The organism is Shewanella sp. BJSY2023SW005 (genome assembly GCF_047314585.1).
In the GTDB taxonomy this organism is placed as follows: domain Bacteria; phylum Pseudomonadota; class Gammaproteobacteria; order Enterobacterales; family Shewanellaceae; genus Shewanella; species Shewanella algae.
Genome location: NZ_JBKORJ010000044.1, coordinates 17,576 through 42,550, shown reverse-complemented (window position 1 = coordinate 42,550; position 24,975 = coordinate 17,576). Strand labels below are relative to the sequence as shown.

23 protein-coding genes are annotated in these 24,975 nt (G+C 52.9%); 14 read left to right on the top strand and 9 right to left on the bottom strand.

All coding sequences use genetic code 11. The features are described 5' to 3' along the window. A partial coding sequence (locus ACMHXI_RS13355; protein WP_413735160.1) for a transposase occupies nt 1–426 on the top strand: 426 nt, incomplete at its 5' end. Nucleotides 427–488: 62 nt separating this feature from the next. Here ACMHXI_RS13355 and ACMHXI_RS13350 read toward each other — a convergent pair. Next, complete coding sequence (locus ACMHXI_RS13350; protein WP_025887702.1) at nt 489–968, bottom strand: glycine zipper 2TM domain-containing protein; 480 nt, start codon at nt 966–968, stop codon at nt 489–491. A gap of 53 nt (nt 969–1,021) precedes the next feature. On the opposite strand from ACMHXI_RS13350, the gene aat reads away from it, so the two are divergent. From aat to infA, 3 genes are all read left to right on the top strand, one after another. Next, entirely contained in the window at nt 1,022–1,732 is a 711-nt protein-coding gene (gene aat, locus ACMHXI_RS13345) for a leucyl/phenylalanyl-tRNA--protein transferase (protein WP_208137130.1), read from the top strand. Beyond that, nucleotides 1,722–2,432 (top strand): arginyltransferase, encoded by a 711-nt coding sequence (locus tag ACMHXI_RS13340; RefSeq protein WP_025011175.1) that lies wholly within the window; start codon nt 1,722–1,724, stop codon nt 2,430–2,432. Before aat ends, ACMHXI_RS13340 begins: the two co-directional genes overlap by 11 nt. Before the next feature lie 80 nt (nt 2,433–2,512). After that, nucleotides 2,513–2,731, top strand: a complete 219-nt coding sequence (gene infA, locus ACMHXI_RS13335) for a translation initiation factor IF-1 (protein ID WP_005500725.1) — start codon at nt 2,513–2,515, stop codon at nt 2,729–2,731. Nucleotides 2,732–2,922: 191 nt separating this feature from the next. Here infA and clpA read toward each other — a convergent pair whose 3' ends face one another. Further along, nucleotides 2,923–5,181 carry an ATP-dependent Clp protease ATP-binding subunit ClpA gene (clpA, locus tag ACMHXI_RS13330; RefSeq protein ID WP_028781435.1) on the bottom strand — a complete coding sequence of 753 codons (2,259 nt, stop codon included), beginning with the start codon at nt 5,179–5,181 and terminating at the stop codon, nt 2,923–2,925. 34 nt (nt 5,182–5,215) lie between these two features. Beyond that, nucleotides 5,216–5,524 carry an ATP-dependent Clp protease adapter ClpS gene (gene clpS / locus ACMHXI_RS13325; protein WP_025011177.1) on the bottom strand — a complete coding sequence of 103 codons (309 nt, stop codon included), beginning with the start codon at nt 5,522–5,524 and terminating at the stop codon, nt 5,216–5,218. A 396-nt stretch (nt 5,525–5,920) separates the two neighbouring features. Here clpS and cspD point away from each other — a divergent pair, with 396 nt between their 5' ends. Further along, nucleotides 5,921–6,127, top strand: a complete 207-nt coding sequence (cspD, locus tag ACMHXI_RS13320; protein ID WP_025011178.1) for a cold shock domain-containing protein CspD — start codon at nt 5,921–5,923, stop codon at nt 6,125–6,127. A gap of 99 nt (nt 6,128–6,226) precedes the next feature. Here cspD and ACMHXI_RS13315 read toward each other — a convergent pair whose 3' ends face one another. Further along, nucleotides 6,227–8,452, bottom strand: a complete 2,226-nt coding sequence (locus ACMHXI_RS13315; RefSeq protein ID WP_109247917.1) for an NADP-dependent isocitrate dehydrogenase — start codon at nt 8,450–8,452, stop codon at nt 6,227–6,229. A 324-nt stretch (nt 8,453–8,776) separates the two neighbouring features. On the opposite strand from ACMHXI_RS13315, the gene ACMHXI_RS13310 reads away from it, so the two are divergent. From ACMHXI_RS13310 to ACMHXI_RS13285, 6 genes are all read left to right on the top strand, one after another. Beyond that, nucleotides 8,777–9,607, top strand: coding sequence for a pseudouridine synthase (locus tag ACMHXI_RS13310; RefSeq protein WP_109247916.1), 831 nt, complete (start codon nt 8,777–8,779; stop codon nt 9,605–9,607). Next, nucleotides 9,600–10,052: an NUDIX hydrolase gene (locus tag ACMHXI_RS13305; protein WP_109247915.1), complete on the top strand. Its 453-nt coding sequence runs from the start codon at nt 9,600–9,602 to the stop codon at nt 10,050–10,052. The genes ACMHXI_RS13310 and ACMHXI_RS13305 overlap by 8 nt, the downstream gene beginning before the upstream one ends. 167 nt (nt 10,053–10,219) lie before the next feature. Next, complete coding sequence (gene mnmA, locus ACMHXI_RS13300; RefSeq protein WP_028781431.1) at nt 10,220–11,335, top strand: tRNA 2-thiouridine(34) synthase MnmA; 1,116 nt, start codon at nt 10,220–10,222, stop codon at nt 11,333–11,335. A gap of 3 nt (nt 11,336–11,338) precedes the next feature. After that, on the top strand, nt 11,339–11,956 hold the full coding sequence (gene hflD / locus ACMHXI_RS13295; RefSeq protein WP_028781430.1) for a high frequency lysogenization protein HflD: 618 nt from the start codon (nt 11,339–11,341) through the stop codon (nt 11,954–11,956). 28 nt (nt 11,957–11,984) lie between these two features. Then, nucleotides 11,985–13,355, top strand: coding sequence for an adenylosuccinate lyase (purB, locus tag ACMHXI_RS13290; protein ID WP_025887690.1), 1,371 nt, complete (start codon nt 11,985–11,987; stop codon nt 13,353–13,355). A gap of 123 nt (nt 13,356–13,478) precedes the next feature. Then, nucleotides 13,479–14,621, top strand: a complete 1,143-nt coding sequence (locus tag ACMHXI_RS13285; protein ID WP_109247914.1) for a cupin domain-containing protein — start codon at nt 13,479–13,481, stop codon at nt 14,619–14,621. A 128-nt stretch (nt 14,622–14,749) separates the two neighbouring features. Here the strand turns inward: ACMHXI_RS13285 and ACMHXI_RS13280 are convergent, their stop codons facing one another. After that, nucleotides 14,750–15,184 (bottom strand): DUF4826 family protein, encoded by a 435-nt coding sequence (locus ACMHXI_RS13280; RefSeq protein WP_044734627.1) that lies wholly within the window; start codon nt 15,182–15,184, stop codon nt 14,750–14,752. Between the two features lie 300 nt (nt 15,185–15,484). Here ACMHXI_RS13280 and ACMHXI_RS13275 point away from each other — a divergent pair, with 300 nt between their 5' ends. Next, the gene (locus ACMHXI_RS13275) at nt 15,485–16,519 is read left to right on the top strand and encodes a Glu/Leu/Phe/Val dehydrogenase dimerization domain-containing protein (RefSeq protein ID WP_109247913.1); all 1,035 of its coding nucleotides are present in this window, start codon (nt 15,485–15,487) and stop codon (nt 16,517–16,519) included. Nucleotides 16,520–16,692: 173 nt separating this feature from the next. Next, complete coding sequence (locus tag ACMHXI_RS13270) at nt 16,693–17,031, top strand: hypothetical protein (RefSeq protein ID WP_223828833.1); 339 nt, start codon at nt 16,693–16,695, stop codon at nt 17,029–17,031. 28 nt (nt 17,032–17,059) lie between these two features. Here ACMHXI_RS13270 and ACMHXI_RS13265 read toward each other — a convergent pair whose 3' ends face one another. The 4 genes from ACMHXI_RS13265 to ppsA all read right to left on the bottom strand — a co-directional run bounded on the left by ACMHXI_RS13265 (nt 17,060) and on the right by ppsA (nt 23,957). Beyond that, on the bottom strand, nt 17,060–17,482 hold the full coding sequence (locus ACMHXI_RS13265; RefSeq protein WP_025011184.1) for a MarR family winged helix-turn-helix transcriptional regulator: 423 nt from the start codon (nt 17,480–17,482) through the stop codon (nt 17,060–17,062). A gap of 448 nt (nt 17,483–17,930) precedes the next feature. Then, entirely contained in the window at nt 17,931–18,380 is a 450-nt protein-coding gene (locus tag ACMHXI_RS13260; protein WP_100145700.1) for a DUF1285 domain-containing protein, read from the bottom strand. A gap of 65 nt (nt 18,381–18,445) precedes the next feature. Further along, nucleotides 18,446–21,490 carry an FAD-binding and (Fe-S)-binding domain-containing protein gene (locus ACMHXI_RS13255; protein WP_413735153.1) on the bottom strand — a complete coding sequence of 1,015 codons (3,045 nt, stop codon included), beginning with the start codon at nt 21,488–21,490 and terminating at the stop codon, nt 18,446–18,448. A 97-nt stretch (nt 21,491–21,587) separates the two neighbouring features. Next, nucleotides 21,588–23,957: a phosphoenolpyruvate synthase gene (gene ppsA / locus ACMHXI_RS13250; RefSeq protein ID WP_044734630.1), complete on the bottom strand. Its 2,370-nt coding sequence runs from the start codon at nt 23,955–23,957 to the stop codon at nt 21,588–21,590. A 124-nt stretch (nt 23,958–24,081) separates the two neighbouring features. Between ppsA and ACMHXI_RS13245 the strand changes: the two genes are divergently transcribed. Next, the gene (locus ACMHXI_RS13245; RefSeq protein ID WP_208147140.1) at nt 24,082–24,894 is read left to right on the top strand and encodes a pyruvate, water dikinase regulatory protein; all 813 of its coding nucleotides are present in this window, start codon (nt 24,082–24,084) and stop codon (nt 24,892–24,894) included. The last annotated feature ends 81 nt before the right edge of the window (nt 24,895–24,975 follow it).

The window sequence follows — 24,975 nt, the reverse complement described above, 5'->3', positions numbered from 1 at the left end:
ATAGCGGATTTATATGCCCATCGATGGGAGATAGAAGTGGGCTATCGGGAGATGAAGCAGCATCTTCTGGAGAGTCGCTTTACGTTGCGTAGTCAATTGCCAGAGTTGGTTATCCAAGAATTGTGGGGGGTACTATTGGCCTATAACCTCATCAGATACAAGATGATGTTGATGGCTAAGAGCTTACCGTCGTTACATCCGAACCAATTAAGCTTTAGAGATGCATCGAGTTATATCATTTTTAAACTGACTCAACTGTCATCTCAAACGCCTGGAAATGTCCCGAGAGAGGTCTTGGACATAGTGCGTAATGCGAGGCAGTTCAAGCTTGATGGGAAACGGGATAGAGCCTATCCACGTGCGTTAAAAATGAGTAAAAACAAGTATCCCATTAAGCCTAAGAAAAATGCCGTTCACACTAAGTGAACGGCATTACCCAATGGCGCCTTTGTTTTATCTATTATTGGTTCAAAGCTTACATAGTCAATTCACATAGCCAGGTCGACCCGGACACTGCCCTGCAGATAAACCACCCGCACTTCATCGCCTACCTTGAAGGTCATGCCGGGATCTTCATCCTGTATGATCATCACCTGGGTTTCATCTTCCTGACGTATCATCAACTCCACCAACTTGAGTTCACGATAGTAACTGCTGTCACCATATTGATGACCAATGCCGGCGCCGAGCAGAGCACCCAGTACAGTCGCCACATCCTGACCACTACCGCCACCGAACTGATGACCAATCACGCCACCAAGCAAGGCACCACCGAAGGTTTTCCAGCCGCGATTTCTGTCTTCCATCAGCTGTTTCTCGGTGATTTTTCGTACCGACTCCACCTGACCGTAGAGCACTTTTTCAACCGGCTGAGCCTGGTTTCTGTCATAACCGGCATAGAGGGTATGAGTTCCCGCTGCGAGGGACAATGAGAGCAGCAGCATTGCATTCAGTATCAGTTTCCACATAGCTGTTTTTCCGCTAACTTATAAGAAGGCCCTGAGCAGAATCATACGCAATTGTGAACCTACTGTCTTTCTTAAATCATGAGTTGGATCCTTTCCCGTCGCCTGAGCTGGCGTTGACGGATCCCAACGGCCTATTGGCCATTGGCGGCGACCTGCATCCCAGGCGGTTACTCAACGCCTATTACGAGGGCATTTTCCCCTGGTTCAATACCCATGACCCCATTCTCTGGTGGTCTCCGGATCCCCGCGCCGTCTTTGTTCCTGGCAGCATCAATATCTCCCGTAGTCTACGCAAGTATTTGAAAAAACAGGATTGGACTTTCAGCATCGACCGAGCCTTTGCCGATGTGATGGCCGGTTGCGCCATGCCGCGAAAAGATCAGCCCGGCACCTGGATAACCGGAGAGATACGTCTGGCCTACCAGGAGCTGCACCACCTGGGTCATGCCCACTCCTTCGAGGTCTGGGAGAATGGTCGCCTGATAGGTGGCCTGTATGGCCTGGCCGTGGGTCAGGTGTTCTGTGGCGAGTCCATGTTCCACCGTAAAACCAACGCCTCCAAGGCGGCCTTTATCGCCCTGCACCAATATGCACTCAAGCAGGGTTTCAGGCTTATCGATGCCCAGGTGATGAATCCGCACCTTGAGAGCCTCGGAGCCAAAAGTTTAAAGCGTAAAGATTTTCTCGCACTCTTGAAACAATTCAGGGACGGTAGTCTTGCCAGGGATTGCTGGCAAACCGACGAGGTCAAACTTGAACTCTGATAACCATGCCATTGCCATAGGCCTCAGCCAACCCTTTGCCTGCAGCTACCTGAGCGGACAACAGGAGCAGTTATTGGTTATCCAGGAAGATGAGCTGGACTTGTCACTGTTTGAGCGCCTGTTGGCACTGGGGTTTCGCCGCAGTGGCAGCGCCATCTACAAGCCCCGTTGTCCCCACTGCAACGCTTGTCAGCCCATCCGAGTTCCCCTGGATGAATTTCGCCTGTCCAAAAGACAAAAACGCACCCTGGCCAAAAACCGTGACCTGCACTTTAGGATTGTGACCGAGGAAACCCCGGCTCACTATCCCCTCTATGAGCGTTATATCTGTGCCCGCCACAGTGACGGCCCCATGTATCCTCCGAGCGAAGAGCAGTACCGTCATTTTCTCGCCTGTGAGTGGCTCAGCCCGGTGTTTATCGAACTTTGGCATGGTCAGCGACTGGTTGCCGTGGCGGTGACAGATCTCCTGCCCCAGAGCCTGTCAGCCATCTACAGCTACTTTGACCCGGACTACAGCGACCGCTCCCTCGGGATCTTACTGGTACTGCTGCAATGCCGCCTGGGCAAATTGATGTCGAAATCGTTTCTCTATTTGGGATATCAAATAGATAACCACGACAAAATGGGTTACAAGCGACTCTACCGCCCCTATGAGATCCTCGGCGTTCAGGGCTGGCAGAAAAGCGACAATCACTGAGGCCTCCCCTTTACAGCCGCTGTAATTTGCGGCATGATACGGCGGTTTTTTACATTCGAGGCTAACGGGATAACTGATTAATGGCGAAAGAAGACAACATTGAGATGCAAGGGACTATCCTTGAAACCTTGCCAAATACAATGTTTCGGGTTGAACTGGAAAATGGTCACGTTGTGACTGCTCACATTTCCGGTAAAATGCGTAAAAACTACATCCGAATCCTGACCGGTGACAAGGTCACTGTGCAGCTGACTCCATACGACTTGAGCAAAGGCCGCATCGTCTTCCGCTCACGCTAAGATCCCAGTTATTTCTCAAAAGCCGGCTGTGCCGGTTTTTTTGCTGGTGAGCCCATGGGGGCGACCCACTGCGCAGCAGGCGCACCTGGCCTGCCGTTGTCTATCCAGACATCAATGTGTCGGATAAGGGTCAGGATTCAGAATAAAAATGGCTGCCAGTGGCAGCCATTTTTTTGTTTCGACTTAGCTTCTCAGGAGATCTTCTCCGGCGCTTCCGTGTTGATCTCCAGTTCGCCATCCTTGACATCCACATGGGCGATGCCACCGGACTCGAGTTTACCAAACAGGATTTCATCGGCCAGCGGTCGTTTCAGCAGATCCTTGACCACTCTGGCCATAGGTCTGGCCCCCATGGTCTTGTCGTAACCCTTCTCGGCCAGCAAGGTTCTGGCTTCATCACTGACTTCCAGCGTCACCCCTTTCTGATCCAACTGTGCCTGCAGCTCGACCAGGAACTTGTCCACCACCTTGGCGATAATGGTCATATCCAGATGGTTGAACCAGATAATGGAGTCGAGTCGGTTGCGAAACTCGGGCGAGAACACCTTATTGATCTCCGACATCGCATCCTGGCTGTGATCCTGCTGTTTGAAGCCAATGGACTTACGCACAGTTTCCTGCACCCCGGCGTTGGTGGTCATCACCAGGGTCACGTTGCGGAAATCCGCCTTGCGCCCATTGTTATCGGTCAAAGTACCGTGATCCATTACCTGCAGCAGCAGGTTATAGATATCCGGATGCGCCTTTTCGATTTCATCGAGCAGCACCACACAGTGAGGCGTCTTGATCACGGCATCGGTCAGCAAACCACCCTGATCGTAGCCGACATAACCCGGAGGTGCGCCAATCAAACGCGACACAGTATGGCTTTCCATATATTCGGACATATCGAAGCGGATAAGCTTGAGCCCGAGGCAAGCCGCCAACTGGTTGGTCACCTCTGTCTTACCCACCCCGGTTGGGCCGGCAAACAGGAAGCTCCCCACAGGTTTATTTTCATTGCCAAGACCACTGCGTGCCAGCCGAATCGCCGCGCTGAGACTCTCTATCGCCTTGTCCTGACCGAACACCACCATCTTCAGGTTGCGTTCCAGGTTTTTCAGCAAGTCCTTCTCGGAAGAAGTCACTGTTTTTTCCGGGATCCTGGCCATCTTGGCGATGATGGTTTCAATCTCGCTCTGACCCACGGTTTTCTTGCGTTTGCTCTGAGGCATCATCGCCATCCGCGCCCCCGCTTCGTCGATCACATCGATGGCCTTGTCCGGCAGATGTCTGTCGTTGATATGCTTATCCGACAGGCTGGCAGCGCTGGCCAAGGCCGCCAGGGTATAACGCACCCCATGATGTTCTTCGTAACGGCTCTTGAGCCCCTGAAGTATCTTGGTGGTTTCGGCCACCGAAGGCTCGTGAATGTCCACCTTCTGGAAGCGCCGCGCCAGTGCCCTATCCTTCTCAAAAATACTTTGATATTCCTGAAAAGTAGTGGAGCCCATACAGCGCAGATTACCGCTGGAGAGCAAGGGCTTGAGCAGGTTGGATGCATCCATCACCCCACCGGATGCCGCGCCGGCACCGATAATGGTGTGGATTTCATCGATGAACAGAATCGCATTCTGATCCGCTGTTAACTCCTTGAGCAGGCTCTTGAAGCGTTTCTCGAAGTCGCCGCGATACTTGGTGCCGGCCAACAGCGCACCGAGATCCAGAGAGTAGACGGTCGCTTCGCTTATCACCTCAGGCACAGACTCATTGACTATCCGATAGGCCAAACCTTCGGCGATGGCGGTCTTTCCGACGCCGGCCTCGCCCACCAGCAGCGGGTTATTCTTGCGGCGACGGCAAAGAATTTGAATCGAGCGTTCAATTTCGTTATCGCGGCCGATAAGCGGATCTATCTTGCCCTGCTTGGCCATCTCATTGAGATTACTGGCAAACTGAGCCAGCATGCTGCGCTCTTCTGTGGCTTCGGATTGATCTTCCAGGCTTTCCTGCGACCCCGGAGCATCGGCCTCATCGTTCTTGGCAAAGCCGTGAGAAATATAATTCACCACATCCAGGCGGGTAATATCATAACGACGCAGCAGATAAACCGCCTGGGACTCCTGCTCACTGAAAATGGCTACCAGCACGTTGGCGCCGGTCACCTCATTGCGGCCTGACGACTGCACATGAAACACTGCCCGTTGCAGCACCCGCTGGAAACCCAGTGTCGGCTGAGTCTCACGCTCATCATCGGGATCGCTGATAATGGGTGTGGTCTGGGTAATAAAGTTGGCGACCTCCTCCTTGAGGCGGTCGATATTGGCGCCACAGGCGAGCAAGGCATCCCTTGCGGCGGGGTTATCGGTCAGCGCCAGCAGTAGGTGCTCAACCGTCATATATTCGTGACGGGCATCTCTGGCTTGTTGGAATGCCAGGTTCAAGGTCACTTCAAGATCTTTGTTCAGCATACGCACCCCCTAAAAAACTACAGAGACAGGCTGGTTAAGCTTCCTCTAACGAACACAGTAACGGATGTTGGTTTTGTCTTGCAAACTGATTCACCTGAACCACTTTGGTTTCGGCTATCCCGAACGGGTAAACGCCGCAAACCGCTTTTCCCTGATGATGTATGGTCAACATAATGTCTGTGGCTTCCTGTTCATTCTTGCGAAAGAACAGCTGCAGTACCTCCACAACAAAGTCCATTGGGGTATAGTCATCGTTGTTCAGAATCACTTTATACATTGGAGGTGGTTGCAATTCCTGCTCAACCCCTTCCTCCACACGTTCTATCTGTCCAGTCTTACCCATGATTCAATATTAGCCTCTCAACTTGGCTTCTACCAACACTATGCCCGGCCATGTCTCAAAGTACCGCTTGGCGGGCCCTGGGCGGTATTGCCCTTTGTCACACTATACTCTGGCGCGGCGGCGCTTGTCTAAGGCGTTTCTAACTCATGCTTATTTTTCAATCGGTTAAAACGTATACGCCGAGAATAAGCCTAAGATGTTCCAGGTAGGCATTACCGATAAAGTGCCACCATGGCAAAACCGTATACGCACAGTAACAAATACAATGTTGTTTTTTTGTTAACTTAAGCTTGACATCCAGCAACACTGCTTACATTCTGTTATCTGAGCGCCTGCTAAAGCGCTCAAAAGTTTTACTATCTTACTGGGAAGCAGACAATAGAAGGAAGTGGAAGTATGGCAAGCGGAACTGTTAAATGGTTCAACAACGCCAAAGGATTCGGGTTTATCTGCCCTGATGAAGGTGGTGAGGATGTTTTTGCGCACTATTCAACCATTGAAATGGAAGGCTACAGAACTCTAAAAGCAGGCCAACCTGTTGAATTTCAAGTTGAGAAGGGCCCAAAAGGTATGCATGCCTCGGCTATCTCTCCAGTTAAATAACCGGGTGAACAGAGATGAAAAAAGGCGGGGTTATCCCCGCCTTTTTAATGCCTGTTTGGCAATTGAACGAGGGAGAGCTCCCTCATTCAGCTTTCAGTATCAAGCGCTCAGAAGACGATTCAGGCTGGCACTTGGGCGCATAGCCTGCTCGGCTTTAACAGGATCCAGCTTATAGTAGCCACCCAGTTCAACGGCACCACCCTGGGCACCATTGAGTTCTGCCACTATCTGCTCTTCGGCAGCCACCAGGCCTTCGGCCAGAGGTGCAAAATAAGCTTTCAGCTCGGCATCCTTGTCCTGCTTGGCCAGCGCACTGGCCCAGTACTGTGCCAGGAAGTAGTGACTGCCGCGGTTATCCAGCTGCCCCACCTTACGGGATGGTGACTTGTTGTTATCCAGGAACTGCCCTATCGCTTGATCCAGGCAATCAGCCATCACCTGTGCCTTGGCATTGGCTGTCGTCTGGCTTAGGTGCTCGAGTGAGGCTCCCAACGCCAGGAACTCGCCCAGAGAATCCCAACGCAGGTGGTTTTCCTCTTCAAACTGCTGTACATGCTTGGGCGCACTGCCACCGGCACCCGTTTCGAACAGACCGCCACCGTTCATCAGCGGGACGATTGACAGCATCTTGGCACTGGTACCCAACTCAAGGATAGGGAACAAGTCGGTGAGGTAGTCACGCAGCACGTTGCCTGTTACCGAAATCGTGTCCTTACCGGCTTTAATACGCTCAAGGGAGAAACGGGCCGCCTTTTCAGGTGACATGATATGCAACTCAAGCCCATCGGTATCGTGCTCAGGCAGGTAGGCCTTCACTTTGGCGATCACCTGGGCATCGTGGGCACGGTTTTCATCCAGCCAGAATACCGCCGGGGTGTTGGTCAGTCTTGCGCGGCGTACGGCCAGCTTGACCCAGTCACGGATAGGTGCATCTTTTACCTGGCACATGCGCCAGATATCACCGGCTTCAACGGCATGAGACATAAGCAGATTGCCGTCCTTGTCCAGTACTTTAACCGTACCGGACGCAGGGATTTCAAAGGTCTTGTCATGGCTGCCGTACTCTTCGGCCTTCTGTGCCATCAGACCCACGTTTGGCACGCTGCCCATGGTTGCAGGGTCGAAGGCGCCATGTTCCTTACAGAAACTGATGGTTTCCTGGTAAACACCGGCATAGCAACGATCCGGGATCAGCGCCTTGGTATCTTTCAGCTGGCCATCCGGGCCCCACATCTGGCCGCTGGAGCGGATTGCTGCAGGCATGGAAGCATCGATAATCACATCACTTGGCACATGAAGGTTGGTGATGCCCTTGTCTGAGTTCACCATCGCCAGCTCAGGGCGGCTCTGGTAGACGGCGGCGATATCGGCTTCAATGGCCGCTTTCTGCTCGGCCGGCAACTTGGCTATCTTGGCATAGACGTCACCCAGACCATTGTTGACGTCCACACCCAGCTCACGCAAAGTTTCACCGTGTTTGGCGAATACATCTTTGTAGAACACCTTCACCGCATGGCCGAACATAATCGGATCGGACACTTTCATCATGGTGGCTTTCAGGTGCAGTGACAGCAGTACATCTTCCTTGCGGGCGGCTTCAATTTCGCGCTCGAAGAAGGCGGTCAGTTCATGCTTGCTCATCACGGCCGCATCTATGATTTCACCGGCCAGCAACTTAAGCCCTTGCTTGAGCACCAGTTGGCCGCCATCATCTTGCTCCAGCACTATGCTGACAGTATCGGCCTCTTTGAGGGTAACGGACTGTTCGCTGCCGTAGAAATCCCCTTGTTGCATATGGGCCACATGAGATTTGGAGTCCTTGCTCCAGGCCCCCATTGAATGCGGGTGCTTACGGGCATAGTTCTTGACCGAAGTCGGGGCGCGGCGATCTGAGTTCCCTTCACGCAGCACAGGGTTTACCGCACTGCCTTTGATCTTGTCATAACGGGCCTTGATTTCCCGTTCTTCATCGGTTTTGGCTTCGGCCGGATAATCAGGCAAATCATAGCCCTTGGCTTGCAGCTCTTTGATACAAGCCTGCAGCTGAGGAATGGACGCACTGATATTGGGCAGTTTGATAATATTAGCTTCGGGCTGGGTTGCCAGCTCACCAAGCTCAGCCAGATGATCGCCGATGCGCTGCGCTTCGGTCAGACGCTCGGGGAAGGCGGCAATCACACGGCCGGAGAGAGAAATATCACGGGTTTCGACATTGATGCCGGCTGCCTGAGTAAAGGTTTTGATGATAGGCAGTAGAGATAAGGTCGCCAGAGCCGGCGCTTCATCTGTCTGCGTATAGATGATAGTGGGGGTTTTATCAGTCATTTTCAGTCCTACGCTTTTTATAAAAATGAGTTGTTATAAGTGTTGTTATTCTTTAATTTCCTTGCCTCTTTCGCCCTGGATACCGCTACCGTCGGTAATCTATGTCTATCTTGTTATGGGCGTAAAAATTGGTTGTAGATCACAATTTGGCGAACATCATAGAGCATTCCGGCCAAGATTCAAATTCCACTATAGGCGAGTGACAGGTACACTTTGCCAAAAGTCACAACCCCGTGTCGCCGCCAAACCAGACATAGGTGTTACACTCAGGCATATCACTCCCAAATGGTCAGAGCACGCGGCTCAAGCAGCCAGGATATCTCAATGAATTCGCCAACCTCCCAACCAAGACGTAAACCCAAACGCCAGCCCAGTCACCCCAAGGGCCCTGACGGTAAAGAGTTTGGCCGAGAGAAGAGTCAGCGTTCCACCAAACCAAGCCCCAACAGCAAGAGTTTCAGTAGCAAGAGTCCTAATAACAAAAGCCCCAATAACAAGAGACAGGGCCTGAATAAAAAGCGCCCTGGTCCTCAAAAACCCCGGCCAAAAGTACCACCACTCTCGGTTGCAGAAACCCAGGTGGTGCTGCTCAACAAACCCTTCGATGTGTTATGCCAGTTTACCGATGAAGGCGGACGACGCACGCTCAAAGATCTACTGCCCATCGCCGGTATCTATGCCGCCGGCCGCCTGGACAGAGACAGCGAGGGTCTGTTACTGCTCACCAATAACGGTCAGTTGCAGGCCAAGCTGACCCAACCCAACAAGCACACCTTCAAGACCTACTGGGTACAGGTGGAAGGCGATGTCGATGACACCGCGATTCAAGCCTTACGTGAGGGAATTGAGTTGAAAGATGGCCCCACCCTACCTGCAAAAGTCCGGCTACTGCAACAACCCGAATCTTTGTGGCCACGTAATCCGCCCATTCGTGAGCGGCGCAATATCCCCACCACTTGGCTGGAGATCTGTATCCGCGAAGGGCGCAATCGTCAGGTACGAAGGATGACAGCCCATGTCGGGTTTCCCACTTTAAGATTGATACGTTATGCCATAGGCGATCTCAGCCTGGATACCGAGCAAGGGCAATGCCTGCAACCCGGTGAATATCGTACTCTTTCTGAGGCGGCGATTAAGGAGCTTCTCCATGACTGAACGTTATCGCCCCAATGTAACAGTGGCCTGCATTATTGAGGCAGAGAAGCGTTTTCTGCTGGTCGAGGAATTGATAGACGGCCAACAGAAATTCAACCAACCGGCCGGTCACCTGGAAGCAAATGAAAGCCTTATCGACGCCTGTCGCCGCGAGGTGCTCGAAGAAACCGGCCTGACTGTCACCCCTGAAGCCCTAGTGCGGATAGATCAGTTCAGTGCTTCCAAGGAGCTGGCCTTTTTACGTTTCACCTTCTGTGCTCGCCTGGCCAAGTGCCAGAGTGCCAAGCCGTTGGACGTCGCCATCAAGGCCGCCCATTGGTTGAGCATGGATGAAATCACGGCCTTGGGACCTAAGCTTCGCAGCCCCTTGGTCAGCGCCACACTGGAGAGCTATTTGCAGGGACAACGGCTGCCGTTATCTTTGCTCAATAGCGAGCTGTTGTGATTAGCTCTGGGCACCAAGGCGTGATAGAATACGCCCCCGCAGAAACTGAGCGCCTTATGGCTGTTTGTCCACCCCCGCGTCGCGCCAATAACGGCCTGCCACAACCGGGCACAAGCAGCAGTTCTCTTTTCGGGCGTTCATGAATGAATTCAACGGTTTTAGGATCTATGACAGCTAACACTCCCAATGCATCAGGAAAAAAAGTCATTGTCGGCATGTCCGGCGGTGTCGACTCATCTGTTTCAGCCTATCTGCTGCTCCAGCAGGGCTATCAGGTAGAAGGCCTGTTCATGAAGAACTGGGAAGAAGATGACACCGACGAATATTGCTCTGCCGCCGAAGATTTAAAAGATGCCCAGGCTGTCTGTGACAAGCTGGGCATCAAGTTGCACACGGTCAACTTTGCCGCCGAATACTGGGACAATGTGTTCGAGTATTTTCTGGCCGAGTACAAGGCGGGACGCACGCCTAACCCGGACATCATGTGCAACAAGGAGATCAAGTTCAAAGCCTTCCTTGAGTTTGCCGATGACATTCTCGATGCCGACTATATCGCCATGGGCCACTATGTGCGCCGCCGTGATACCGACGGTAAAACCCAGCTGCTTCGAGGCATAGATGGCAACAAAGATCAGAGCTACTTCCTCTACACCTTGAGTCACCAACAGGTGGCTCGCAGCCTGTTCCCTGTGGGTGAACTGGAAAAACCCGAAGTTCGCCGCATCGCCGAAGAGCAAGGGCTGGTCACCTTCAACAAGAAAGACAGCACCGGCATCTGTTTTATCGGTGAACGCAAATTTACTGAATTCCTTGGCACTTATCTGCCCGCGCAACCGGGCAAAATCGAGAGTGTCGACGGTGAAGTGATAGGCGAGCATCAAGGGCTGATGTACCACACTCTGGGCCAGCGCAAAGGCCTTGGGATTGGCGGCATGAAAAACAGTAACGACAATCCTTGGTATGTGGTCGACAAAGATCTGAAACGTAATGTATTGGTTGTCGCCCAAGGCGGCCAACACCCAAGACTCATGTCGGTTGGCCTCACAGCCAGACAGTTGCACTGGGTCGACAGGCAAGGCCCGGCCGATGGCGCAAAAATCACGGTCAAGACCCGTTATCGCCAGCAGGATATCCCCTGCACTGTTTATGTCCAGGGTGACGATGAGCTGAGAGTGATCTTCGACGAACCTGTGGCGGCAGTCACGCCAGGGCAGTCGGCAGTATTCTACGACGGTGAAGTCTGCCTGGGTGGCGGCATCATAGAAACCCTGATTAGGGAGTAATCATTGAGCGAGCAATTGCATGACCGCACCATGGCATTTGCCGGCATATTGCAGGCTATCGCCCAGGTGCAATACATAGCCCGCCACGGGGAAAGCGATCCGCAGCAGTTGGCTGCGGCACTCGATGGCATCATGGTGACAGATCCCGAGAATATCGATGAGATCTATCCCGACAAAGTTGTGCTGGCCAACGGCTACAAGTGGATTATCAACCAACTGGGTGACAGCGCCCAGAAAGATGTGGAAATCACCCGCTATCTGGTCGGAATTCTGGCGCTGGAGCGTAAACTGAGCCGCAACCAGGCGGCTCTGGGGATGCTGTCTGAGCGCATCAATCAGGTGCATCGCCAATTGAGCCACTTTGCCATAACCGACGAGCAGGTTATCGCCAACCTGGCCAGCATCTACAGCGATATCATCAGTAATTTGGGGCCCAAGATCCAGATTTCGGGCAACCCCAACATACTGCAGCGGCCACTGGTCCAACATAAAATACGCGCCTTGTTGCTGGCAGCAATGCGCAGTGCCGTACTCTGGCGTCAACTCGGCGGCAAACGCAGACATCTGGTGTTTGCCCGCAAGGCGATCGTCGATACAGCTAAAAAAAGCCTCACCCTATAATAAAGCCAAGTTCATCAAGGAGCTTATAATGGATCTTTCCGCACTGACTGCTATCTCACCGGTAGACGGGCGTTATGGTAGTAAAACCGCCGAACTTCGGGGGATATTCAGCGAGTACGGTCTTACCAAGTATCGTGTTCAGGTCGAAATCAACTGGCTGAAACTGCTTTCCAGCTGCCCTGAAATCGAAGAAGTCCCCCCCTTCAGTGAAGAAGCTCTGGCATTGCTGGACAATATTCGCGATAACTTCAGCGAAGCCGATGCCCTGAGAGTCAAAACCATCGAAGCCACCACCAACCATGACGTTAAGGCGGTGGAATACTTCATCAAGGAAAAAATCGCCGACAATGCCGAGCTGGCCGCCATAGGCGAGTTCGTGCACTTTGCCTGCACCAGTGAGGACATCAACAACCTGTCCCACGGCCTGATGCTGACCGAAGCCCGTGAACAGGTACTGCTGCCATACTGCCAGAAGCTGGTCGATGCCGTTAAAGAGCTGGCCAGACGTTACAAGACTGTGCCTCTGATGTCCCGTACTCATGGCCAACCCGCCTCGCCTTCGACTCTGGGTAAAGAGATGGCCAACGTTGCCGTACGTCTCGAACGCCAACTCAAACAAATTGAAGCGGTTGAGATCATGGGTAAGATCAACGGCGCCGTGGGTAACTACAACGCTCACCTGTCGGCCTACCCAGAAGTTAACTGGCATGAGCTGTCACAGCGCTTTGTCACCAGCCTGGGGCTGAACTGGAACCCCTACACCACTCAGATTGAACCGCACGACTATATTGCCGAGCTGTTCGATGCCGTGGCCCGTTTCAATACCGTGCTGATTGATTTTGACCGTGATATCTGGGGTTATATCGCCCTGGGTCACTTCAAGCAGAAGACTGTGGCCGGTGAAATCGGCTCATCCACCATGCCGCACAAGGTTAACCCTATCGACTTTGAAAACTCGGAAGGTAACCTGGGCATAGCCAACGCCCTGATGCAGCATCTGGCCAGTAAACTGCCGGTTTCCCGCTGGCAGCGCGATCTGACCGACTCCACAGTACTGCGTAACCTGGGTGTGGGTATCGCCCACTCGCTGATCGCCTACCAGGCCACACTCAAGGGTGTCAGTAAGCTGGAAGTCAACGAGGCGCACCTACGCGATGAACTGGATCACAACTGGGAAGTGCTGGCCGAGCCGGTACAGACAGTCATGCGCCGCTATGGCATCGAAAAGCCTTACGAGAAGCTCAAGGAGCTGACCCGTGGCAAGCGTATCGATGGTCAGCAGCTGGCAGCCTTTATCGACGGTCTGGAGCTGCCTGAGAACGTGAAACACGAACTCAAGCAACTGACGCCGGCCAACTACATAGGCCGCGCCGAAGCCTTTGTCGATGATTTGAACTGATAGCCTCTTGGCTGTCACGGGCGGTACTGGTTTCCAGTACCGCCTTTTTTCTCCCCGGGGTTTATGCCGTTGCAAGCGGGATAACTGACTGGCCATTGAAACAGTTTATGGATTGGATAACAGATGACGAACACTTACCAGCTGACTCTGGACAGCAATGCCTTTGTTAAAGAGGTGTGGCAGCAACAACCCAAGGTGATCAGACAAGCCTTCAAGGACTTTGTCGATCCTATCGCCGCCGATGAGCTGGCGGGCCTCGCCTGTGAAGAGGAGATTTCCTCGCGGGTGGTAATCACCAGGGGGCAGGACTGGGAAGTGATCTCAGGCCCATTTGAAGACTATGACAAGTTCGGTGAAGAAAACTGGCAACTGCTGGTACAGGCCGTCAACCACTGGTATCCGGACTCACAGGGTCTGGTGGAAGCCTTCCGTTTCCTGCCGGACTGGCGCTTTGATGACCTAATGGTGTCCTTTGCCACGCCGGGTGGCGGTGTCGGCCCCCATATCGACAACTATGATGTCTTTATCATTCAAGGCGAGGGGCGCAGGCGCTGGACAGTGGGTGCCAAGGGTCAATACGCCAAGCGTGGCAACAATCCCAATACCCCTTTGATTGAAGACTTTGAGCCCATCATAGATACAGTGCTGGAGCCCGGCGACATGCTGTATATTCCGCCCGGTTTCCCCCACAGGGGCGAAACCCTGACCCTGGCACTGTCCTACTCAATAGGCTTCCGGGCACCGAGTCAGCAAGAACTTATCAGCGAAATGGCCGACTTTATGCTTGATCAGGATCTCGGCCACAAACGCTTCACTTCGAGTGAAGAAGCCGGGCAACCTGCGCTGATCGCCAAGAGCCAGCAACAGGGGATGATGGCGCTGCTGAAAGAGCTGACTGAAAACCCTGACTATTATCAGGGCGTGCTTGGCAAGTTGCTGAGTCAGAACCGCTTTGAACTGGATATTTGCCAGGGTGAGCCTATGAGTACCGAGGAACTCATTGAAGCCGCGGCCGAAGGCGCTGTATTCAAGCGCATAGGTGGGCTTAAAATTCTCATGCTGGAAGACGATCCCAACTGCCGACTGTTCATCAATGGTGAAGCTTTTGAATTGCCGCAAGGCAGTGAAAAGCAGGCGCAGCTTATTGCCAATCACACCAGCATCAGCGGCGAAGATCTTGAGTCACTGCTTCAGAATGATGCCGTGGCATTGCTGCTGTGCGAACTTTTGGAAAAGGGTTATTGCTATCTCAGTGACGAGGAATGAGCCGACTACCCTACTGCTAAAGCCGAGGTTTGAGAACCCTTATTCAGACTCTCACTTGGCTTGGCCAGACACTGCACAGACACTAAAAAAGCAGCCTACGGCTGCTTTTTTAGTTTGCTCTAGGGTTATCAGCCCCAGAGTTTATCGTCTTCCTGGATCTTGTATAGGCTCTCGGCTCTGGAAACCAGCAACTGGGCGAACTTGGCCTGGGTAGGGTCTTTGGTCGCCCCAGATTGCACCAGGTTCTCGGCCTTGAGCTGCCAGGTCAGCGAAAAGTGACGCAAGGCTTCGCGAGCAGTGGCTGCTACGCTGACATCAACATAGTCGGAAGGCAAGTCACCGGACATCACCCAATAGGTCTTGTGGCTGGGCTGTTTGGATTCGATTTTCCACATGGCTACATAAGGCGCCAGATAACGGCTTTCCGCCGGTACCACTTTGCTGGGGATCACCCCTTTCTCTGCAAGAAATTTATTGGCTTTCTGGAACTGTTCACGCACCCAAGCCTGGCGCAAGGCTTCCTGCTGTTCGGCGTTAGGCGGTGTGCTTGTCTGTTCAGTCATAAACTTTCCTTTCTTCTTGTTTGTTTTTATTGTGTTTTTATATTATGTATCTGTTCAACTAAGCCTCTGGCCGGCTTTTTCAGTACCACTCCATAATGAGACGACTATGAGTGGCTGACTTCAGTTTTCAACCAGCTTTACGTTAACGTAAGGTGGAAAGCAAAATTGCCAGATAGATCACAAATATTCTGCTCATCAGCTTTGTTGAGAGTATCGCTAAATGCTATGGTTCTGCAATAAATATAACAAGCGGTCGGCGGCCGCTAAGCGCCGCCCCAATAAGCACAGCGGAGAACAGACGTGGCTGTATTTAATCATGTATCATTCGACGAACATGAACAGGTAGTATTCTGTCATGACAAGGAAAGTGGCCTGCGTGCCATCATCGCCATCCACAACACCAACCTGGGCCCTGCCGTAGGCGGTTGCCGTATGTGGAACTACCAATCAGACGATGAAGCTCTCACTGACGTGTTGCGCCTCTCCCGCGGTATGACTTACAAGAACGCGCTGGCCGGTCTGGCTATGGGTGGCGGTAAGTCGGTGATCATAGCCGATCCCAAGACAGAGAATCGTGAGCAGCTGTTCCGCGCCTTTGGCCGTTTTGTTCACAGCCTGGGCGGCCGCTACTACTCGGCCGAAGATGTGGGTACCACCCCTGCCGACATCATGATTGCCCATGATGAAACCCCTTATGTGCTTGGCCTGGAAGGAATGAGCGGCGATCCCTCTCCTTTTACCGCCATGGGAACTTACCTGGGTATCAAGGCTGCCGTTAAACACAAGCTGGACAAAGATAGCCTCAAAGACCTCAAGATAGCCGTTCAGGGCGTAGGCCATGTGGGCTATTATCTGTGCAAGCACCTGCATGAAGAAGGCGCCGAGCTGTTTGTAACCGATATTCATCAAGCATCACTGGACAAGGTCGCCACCGACTTTGGCGCCGTGGTGGTTGCCCCTCAGGACATCTATGCTCTGGACGTCGATGTCTATGCCCCTTGCGCCCTGGGCGCCACACTTAACGACACCACACTGCCACAGCTGAAAGCGAGCATAGTCGCAGGCTGCGCCAACAACCAGTTGGCCGAGCCCCGCCATGGTGAGCAGCTCAAGCAGATGGGCATCCTCTATGCCCCAGACTATGTGATCAACGCCGGTGGTATCATCAACGTGTCTTTCGAAAAAGACTATGATGCCGCCAAGTCTACCGCCAAGGTTGAAGAGATCTACAACACCCTGTTGTCCATCTTCAAGCAGGCCGATGAGCAAAACCGCACCACGGCTGAAGTAGCAGATGAGATGGCCCGCGCCATCATCAATGGTACCCAAGCCTAAGCTCGCTCATATTCCATAAAGGGGCCTTCGGGCCCTTTTTTATTACTGAAAAAATTTTCCTCCTGTCGGCAAATAGATAAGCACCAGAAACAGAAAATTCATTTTTACGGACTGGCAAGCGTCATCTGCCTCTGCTTGACTTAGCATTCGTCATCTCGAATGTCAGGGAGTCAATGATGCTCAGATTCGGCTATGAAGTGGAACAGCAAAAGGTTGAATTACAGGCCAGCAACTGGAATGGATTTGAGCGTTTGTTTGTCGACGGTAAAGTGGTATCCAGCAAATTCAACCTGGGACTGCACAGCGAGCACAGCTTCAAGTTGCGTAACGGTGTACGTTGCCGAATGCAACTCCTGGTTGACCCCACCACAGAGCTGACTATCTGTCGCATCTACAAGTGTAACCGCCTGCTGGCGAGCCTCAAACAGGGGAAACAGCAGTCAAGCAGCTCACATCTGCAACACTGGTTGCTACTGGGGGGATTGGTGTGCGTGCTATTGGTTTATCTTTGATTTACCGAGCACACATTCAACCATAGGGTTAACGCTTGTCAGTATGATTTATCTTGTTGAGCAGCATGAGCAGCTGCCCTCTTTCCGGCTCATCCAAGGCTGCCATAAACTTCTCGTTGACCCGCTCGGCCTCGCGAATTAAGTCCTGCTCCATCGCCTTGGCCTGATCGGTCAGAAAAATTTGAAACGCACGCCGGTTGTCTTCTTCCTGATGGCGATAGATTAAGCCTTGTACCTGCAGTTGATCCAGCAGGCGTGTCATGGTGTAGTTGGCCACATCACAGCGACGTGACAACTCGGTTTGGCTGATCCCTTCCTCTTGCCAGAGCGCAAACAACACAGGCCAGAGTTTAATATCCAGCTGATAACGCTTCAGGCGGCTATCCAGTTCATGTTGCAGTTCCACGTTCAGATGGGATACCAGATAACCGAGACTCTCTTTGCGGTTCAAGCAACACCTCCTGTACTTCAGGGCTTGTCTGTTCGCTATCGGCAGGGCTTCGCCCCATTCAGCAAAATCGCTTATTCTGCTTCATTGGTGCCGGGCCATTTCCACTGCCGAGTTTAACTATACCACTGTGCCAAATGATTGACCTACTCAGTGGCATGAAAGCAGCGCAAGGTAGGACATCTCCAGCGGAATAAATCTGCATTGACCGCCCTATACGCAGCTTTTTGACTCGCCTTTTGGGGCATATCTACCAGTCCAGTATCCGCTTTAAACTTGAGTGGCGGCCTTGATTCTGAGTCAATCAAACTTCTATACGAATGGTATTAATACTACCACCTGCTGAATATTTCACTAACACAAGAAAGGAGAATAATGGGGCATTTACAGTCAGGCTACTGTAAATAAAGGTTTTATATCTGCCTGAATGGCAAAGCGATTCCTTTGACTTTTAACTCAGTAAATAGGTTTCGGCAAAGCGATAGAAACAGGCACGCCCAAGCCTGGCCTTTAGACCTCGAGGCAAGCTTACCAATAGCCCGGATTCGGCGCTCTCAAAGGCATTGAGCCCCAGCACCTCGAACTCATTACCCTGGGAGCAAACCAGGGCAAAACGGCTGCTCTCGGCCTCGATATCCAGCTGTTTGTAATCGACTATGATGAGCGGTGTGTCGGCCACCGCTACCTTCAAACGCTCTGCCGGGGTGATCAACAGATGTTCACCCTCGATGCAGTGCAAAATACTACTGAAGAGCCTGGCGAACTTGGCTGGCAACGGTGAGTTGAGATAATACCAGTCGCCTTTAACGTCTATCTCAAACAGGGCTTGCTGCTGACACAAGTCCGGCCTTGCCCCAAGCCCTTTCAGGGCTTCACTCACCTTGTCTGCCGACTGTTTCATCCTGACTTCCTATTCTTGGGTTCCCTATTCATGGGCTCACTTTTGGAGCCCTATTCTTGGCGCTCTCAGGCTTGCGTTTGAGTCAGCTCCAGCAAGGCTTCGATGGGGTGCCTGGGCCTAAAGCCACCAAAGCGTTTGACCTGGCTGCGACAGGAGTAGCCGGACACCAGTATCTGCTCCTGCGGCAGCGACTTTATCGCCTCGTCCCAGGACATCTCATACAGAGCCTTGGAGCGTGGCAGGTTTTCCAGCTCATGGCCATAAGTACCGGCCATGCCGCAACAACCCAGATTCACGGTTCCCAACTTGGCACCAAAACGGGCAAAGATGGTTTGCCATTCTTTGGCAGTGCCGGGGCGAGCACTGGATTCAGTGCAGTGGCTGAACCAGGTGAACTCGCGCCCGCTTGCAGGCAGTTGCGGTAACTGCTCGAGCATGGCACTGAGCCACTCGCTGGCAAGCTGGACATTGAATTGGCCGCGCTTGGCGCCGAGCGCCTCACGGTATTCGTCGCGATAAACCAGCACCAACGCAGGATCTACCCCCACCATGGGCATGCCAAGGGCATGCACCTGATTGAGAAAATCGGCGGCGGTCTGCGCCGTCTTGGCAAACTGCTCCAGAAACCCCTTGATATGAGCCGGTTTACCGTTGGGCTTAAACGGCAGCAATACCGGCTTGAGTCCAAGCGCTTCAATCAGGCGAATAAAGCGATAAACCAGTTCGGCATCGTAGAAGCTGTTGAAAGGATCCTGCACTACCAACGCATAGTTTTGTCGCTCAGCGGCGGGGATAGCGCTCAAGGCGTTGAGATCATAACCACGGCTGGGGTGAGCATCCAGGCGCTGTTTCAGCGTAGGAACAGACAGCGCAGGCGCATCCACATACCCCAGAGCCTTCTTAATCACCCACTTGGATAGAGGATTCTGCGCCGCAAAGTTACTCAGCCGGGGCGCCTTGGCCATCAGCTGCACCGAATCCTCGACACCGGCCACCAGGTAATCCTTGGCGGGACGCTGATAACGGCGGTAATAGATACTGAAAAACTGTGCCCGGAACTTGGGAACATCCACCTTCACCGGACACTGGCCGGAGCACGCCTTACAGGCGAGACAGCCCTTGAGCGACTCCATCACCTCGTGGGAATAGTCGTATTCTTTCTTGGCGTTGAGGCTGTTCTGCAGCCGCTGCAATAAGCCCATGGGTTTGGACTTGGCCAGCTCATTGACATCAACGCCTTCAGATTCCAGCAGTCGCAGCCACTCACGCATTAATCCGGCGCGGCCCTTGGGCGAATGGATCCTGTCTCCAGTCACCTTGAAAGATGGGCACATGGGTGAAAAGCGGCTGTAGTTGAAACACAGGCCGTTGCCGTTACAGTTCATCACATCCGGGAAGGCATCGCGGACACTGACAGGTATTTGCCTATCGAAACTGCCGCGCTTGGTACTGTCGACATTGTAGATAAGTTGTTGGCCTTTGGGCGCCACCAGCTTACCCGGGTTGAGTTTATTCTGGGGGTCAAACAGCGTCTTAACTTCTTCAAGCTCACTCCAAAGCTGCTCGCCAAATACCTGGGGGCCATACTCACCACGCACGCCTTTACCGTGCTCGCCCCACATCAGGCCGCCGTATTTCTGCGTCAGTGCCGCCACTTGATCCGAGACGGTGCGCAGCAAGGCTTCATCCTTGGGATCGCACATATCCAGCGCCGGACGCACGTGCAGCACCCCGGCATCCACATGGCCGAACATGCCGTATTGCAGTTGATGGCTATCCAACAGGGCACGGAACTCCATGATATAGTCGGCGAGCTTTTCCGGTGGTACGGCGGTATCTTCGGCGAAGGCTATCGGTTTGCGGCGGCCTTTGGTGGCCCCGAGCAGCCCGACCGCCTTCTTGCGCATGGCATAAATCTTATTGATGGAACCGGCATCCCGGGTAAGCTGATACCCAAGCACCCCTTTTTCACCGGCGGCAATCTGTGCATCCAGCGCCGCGGCCAGACGCTCTGCCCGCTCATCGACCTGGGCTTGTTCTCCGGCAAACTCCACCATGTTAAGGCCATCGATTACCTTGCCGGGCACTTCCTGAATAAGTTCTGATACCGAGTGCCAGATAATGTCCTCCCGCGCCAGATTCAGCACCTTGGAATCGACGGTTTCCACCACTGTGGCATTGGCGAGCACCAAGTCGGGCGCATGGCGCAGTGCCGATTCAAAAGAGTCATACTTGATGTTGACCATAAGGCGGCTGGCCGGCAAGGGGGTGATATCCAGTTTGGCCTCAGTCACTACCGCCAGCGTACCCTCAGAGCCCGTGAGGATCCGCGACAGATTGAATTCGCAGAGCTGTTGATCCCAGACATTTTTCAAATCGTAACCGGTCAAAAAACGGTTCAGCTTGGGAAAGCGCTGTTCAATCAGCTCTCGCTGCTCACGGCAGCGACGGGCCACCTCGGTAATCAGCTTGTTGCCGAGCGGGTTGTCAGTGACCTTCTCACCCGATTCCAGTGCCTCACGGCTCACCGGAGCCGTGTGCAGCACACTGCCATCCACCAACACACTGGTAAGCTCCAGCACATGATCCGAAGTCTTGCCATACACCAGCGAGCCGGCGCCGGAGGCATCGGTATTGATCATGCCGCCCAGGGTGGCACGGTTGGAGGTGGAAAGATCCGGACTGAAGAAAAAGCCGTGCGGCCGCAACGCATCATTGAGCGCATCCTTGACCACACCGGCCTCGACTCTGACCCAACCTTCCTCTGGATTAACTTCCAACACCCGGTTCATATGGCGCGAGAGATCCAGTACTATCCCATGGGTCAGCGCCTGGCCATTGGTTCCGGTACCGCCGCCGCGGGCACTGAATACCACCTTGGCAAAAGCCTCCTCACAGGCGAGCCGCAACGCCATGGCAATATCGGCGCTGTCTCTGGGATAGAGCACCGCCTGCGGCAGGAACTGATAGACAGAGTTATCCGTCGCTTGAGCCAAGCGGGCACTGTAGCGCCTGTCGATATCGCCGTGAAAGCCTCGCTGCTCAAGCGCATCCAGATAATCCAGATACAGGGGTTCCAGAGTTTGTTGGTGTGATAATAGGGGTAACATCTTATTGCTCGGCTCAATTATTGTTATCGGGCCATTATAAACAAAAAGAAGCCGCTAAAAAGCGGCTTCTTTCATAACTTACTGAGTTGTTTCAAGCTTAGCCGTGGGCTTCAGCCAGGTACAACCAGGTGTCGATCACAGTGTCGGGGTTCAGAGACACTGTGTCTATGCCCTGCTCCACCAACCAGGCAGCGAAGTCGGCGTGATCCGAAGGACCCTGACCACAGATACCCACGTAAGCACCCTTGGCCTTGGCAGACTTGATAGCCATCGCCAGCAACGCCTTAACGGCTTCGTTACGCTCGTCGAACAGGTGACTGATGATGCCCGAGTCACGGTCCAGACCCAGAGTCAGCTGAGTCAGGTCGTTGGAGCCAATGGAGAAACCATCAAACATCTCCAGGAACTGATCCGCCAGCAGGGCGTTGGATGGCAGTTCACACATCATGATGACGCGCAGACCATCTTTACCACGCTCCAGACCTTGCTCTTTCAGCAGTTCGATAACCTGACGGCCTTCTTCAAGAGTACGAACGAACGGGATCATGATCTCTACGTTCTTCAGCCCCATGTCGTTACGAACCCGCTTGATGGCTTCACACTCGAGGGCGAAACAATCACGGAACGACTCGGAGATATAGCGGCTGGCGCCACGGAAGCCCAGCATTGGGTTCTCTTCCTCTGGCTCGTACTTGTCACCGCCGATCAGGTTGGCATATTCGTTTGACTTGAAGTCAGACATACGCACGATGGCCTTCTTGGGGTGGAATGCTGCAGCGATAGAAGAGATACCTTCCACCAGACGGGCAACATAGTATTCAACCGGAGAATCATAACCGGCAATCATCTCGGTGATCTCGGCTTTCAGCTCATCGGTTTGCTGATCAAATTCCAGCAGAGCCTTGGGGTGAATACCTATCATACGGTTGATGATGAACTCGAGACGGGCCAGACCCACACCTTCGTTAGGCAGACGGGCAAAGTCGAAGGCGCGGTCAGGGTTACCCACGTTCATCATTATCTTCATCGGCAGATCAGGCATGGAATCAACGCGGCTGGAAATCACATCAAACTCCAGCTTGCCTTGATAGATATAACCTGTGTCGCCTTCGGCGCAGGATACCGTTACTTCCTGACCGTTTTGAATTTTGTCGGTCACGTCACCACAACCCACTACCGCAGGCACGCCCAGTTCACGGGCAATGATAGCAGCGTGACAAGTACGACCACCACGGTTGGTGACAATGGCGCTGGCACGCTTCATGATAGGTTCCCAATCCGGGTCGGTCATATCGGTAACCAGTACATCGCCTGGCTGGATCTTGTCCATTTCGTCGATAGATTTGAGCACCTTGGCAACACCTGAGCCCACCTTGTGGCCAATAGCGCGACCCTCACAGATCACTTCGCCACGGCTCTTGAGGTGATAACGCTCAATCAGCTGCACATCTTCACGGGAGCGTACGGTTTCAGGGCGAGCCTGAACTATGTAGAGACGACCGTCGTTACCGTCTTTGGCCCATTCGATATCCATCGGACGGCCATAATGCTTTTCAATGATCATCGCCTGTTTGGCCAGCTCCATCACTTCTTCATCATTGATGGAGAAAGTCATGCGCTGTTCTTTGGCGACATCTTCAATTTTCACCTGCTTGCCGTGAGATGCATCATCCGAGTACACCATCTGGATCAGCTTGCTGCCGATGTTACGACGAACAACGGCCTTGTGACCGGCAGTCAGGGTTGGCTTGTGTACGTAGAACTCGTCTGGGTTAACTGCACCTTGTACTACCATTTCGCCCAAACCGAAGGAAGAAGTGATAAATACCACATCCTTGTTACCGGACTCGGTATCCATGGTGAACATCACGCCTGAAGCCGCCTTGTCTGAACGTACCATGCGCTGAACACCGGCTGACAGCGCCACACCGCGATGGTCGTAACCCTGATGCACACGATAGGAGATAGCGCGATCATTGAACAGGGAGGCAAACACATGCTTGATGGCAACCAATACAGCTTCGAAGCCCTTCACGTTGAGGAAGGTTTCTTGCTGACCGGCAAATGAAGCGTCGGGCATATCTTCTGCAGTGGCAGAGGAACGCACGGCGAATGAGGCGTCTTGGGTTTCAGAGGCTAATTTTTCGTAGGCTTCCCGAATCGCTTGTTCGAGTTCTGGCTGAAATGGGGTTTCGATAACCCACTGTCTGATCTGTGCACCAACTTTAGCCAGTGCGTTGACATCATCTACATCCAATGTGTCAAGAATGTCGTATATCTTCTGGTTTACTCCACTTTGCTCAAGAAACTCATTGAACGCGTGGGATGTGGTCGCAAAGCCGCCAGGTACTTGAACACCGGCATTGGCCAGATTACTGATCATTTCACCAAGGGAAGCGTTTTTACCGCCGACCTTGTTGACGTCACCCATGCCTAATTCCTGATACCAGAGTACGTATTGCTGCACAGTTCTATCTCCGCAAGTTTATTTCAGTGGCCCCTTCACACGAGGGCAGCGGCATTTTACACTCCGTGGCAACAAGCGTAAATCTATAATTTTATTTGTAATTTTATTACTACACGAGGTCGGCATGGCACGTAAAGTATTCTACATTTCTGATGGAACAGCGATCACGGCCGAAGTGTTTGGTCACGCAGTACTTTCTCAATTTCCATTGGAATTTGACTCACTTACCATTCCTTTTGTGGAAAATACTGCTAAGGCAGAAGCCGTTAAAAAGCAGATTAATGATAGTTTTATTACAACAGGGGAACGGCCTCTGGTGTTTCATTCCATCGTCAAACCGGAAATTCGCGACATCATTTATTCCAGTGAAGGCCTGGACTACGACTTTCTCAACACTTTTGTCGCGCCACTGGAGCAACAATTGGGGGTACCGGCCAGCCCGGCACTGCATCGCACCCATGGTATGGCCAACGCAGGTTACGATGCCCGTATCGACGCCATCAACTTTGCCATGGAAAACGACGACGGCCAAACCATGAAGCATATGGACAAGGCCGACATTATCCTGCTTGGGGTTTCCCGCTGCGGCAAGACGCCATCAAGCCTCTATCTGTCGATGCAGTTTGGTATCAAGGCCGCCAACTATCCTTTTATTCAGGATGATATGGACAACCTCAAGCTGCCCGAGGTGCTGAAACGCAACAAACCCAAACTGTTTGGGCTGACCATTGAACCCGTACGCCTGCATGAGATACGTCAGAGCCGAATGGAGAACAGCCGCTATTCCTCCTTGCGCCAATGCCGCCTCGAAGTCAAAGAGGTGGAGATGATGTTCAAGAAAGAGCGCATACCTTATATAGACACCACCAACCAATCGGTCGAGGAAATTGCCACCAAGATCCTCGACGCCACGGGTCTTGAGCGCCATATGTTCTGAAAATACCCCCAGGCGGCAGACAAAACCTGCCCGAGTTGAAACTGAGTTACAGAATGGCATTTTCTGGCTAACTACTTGTTA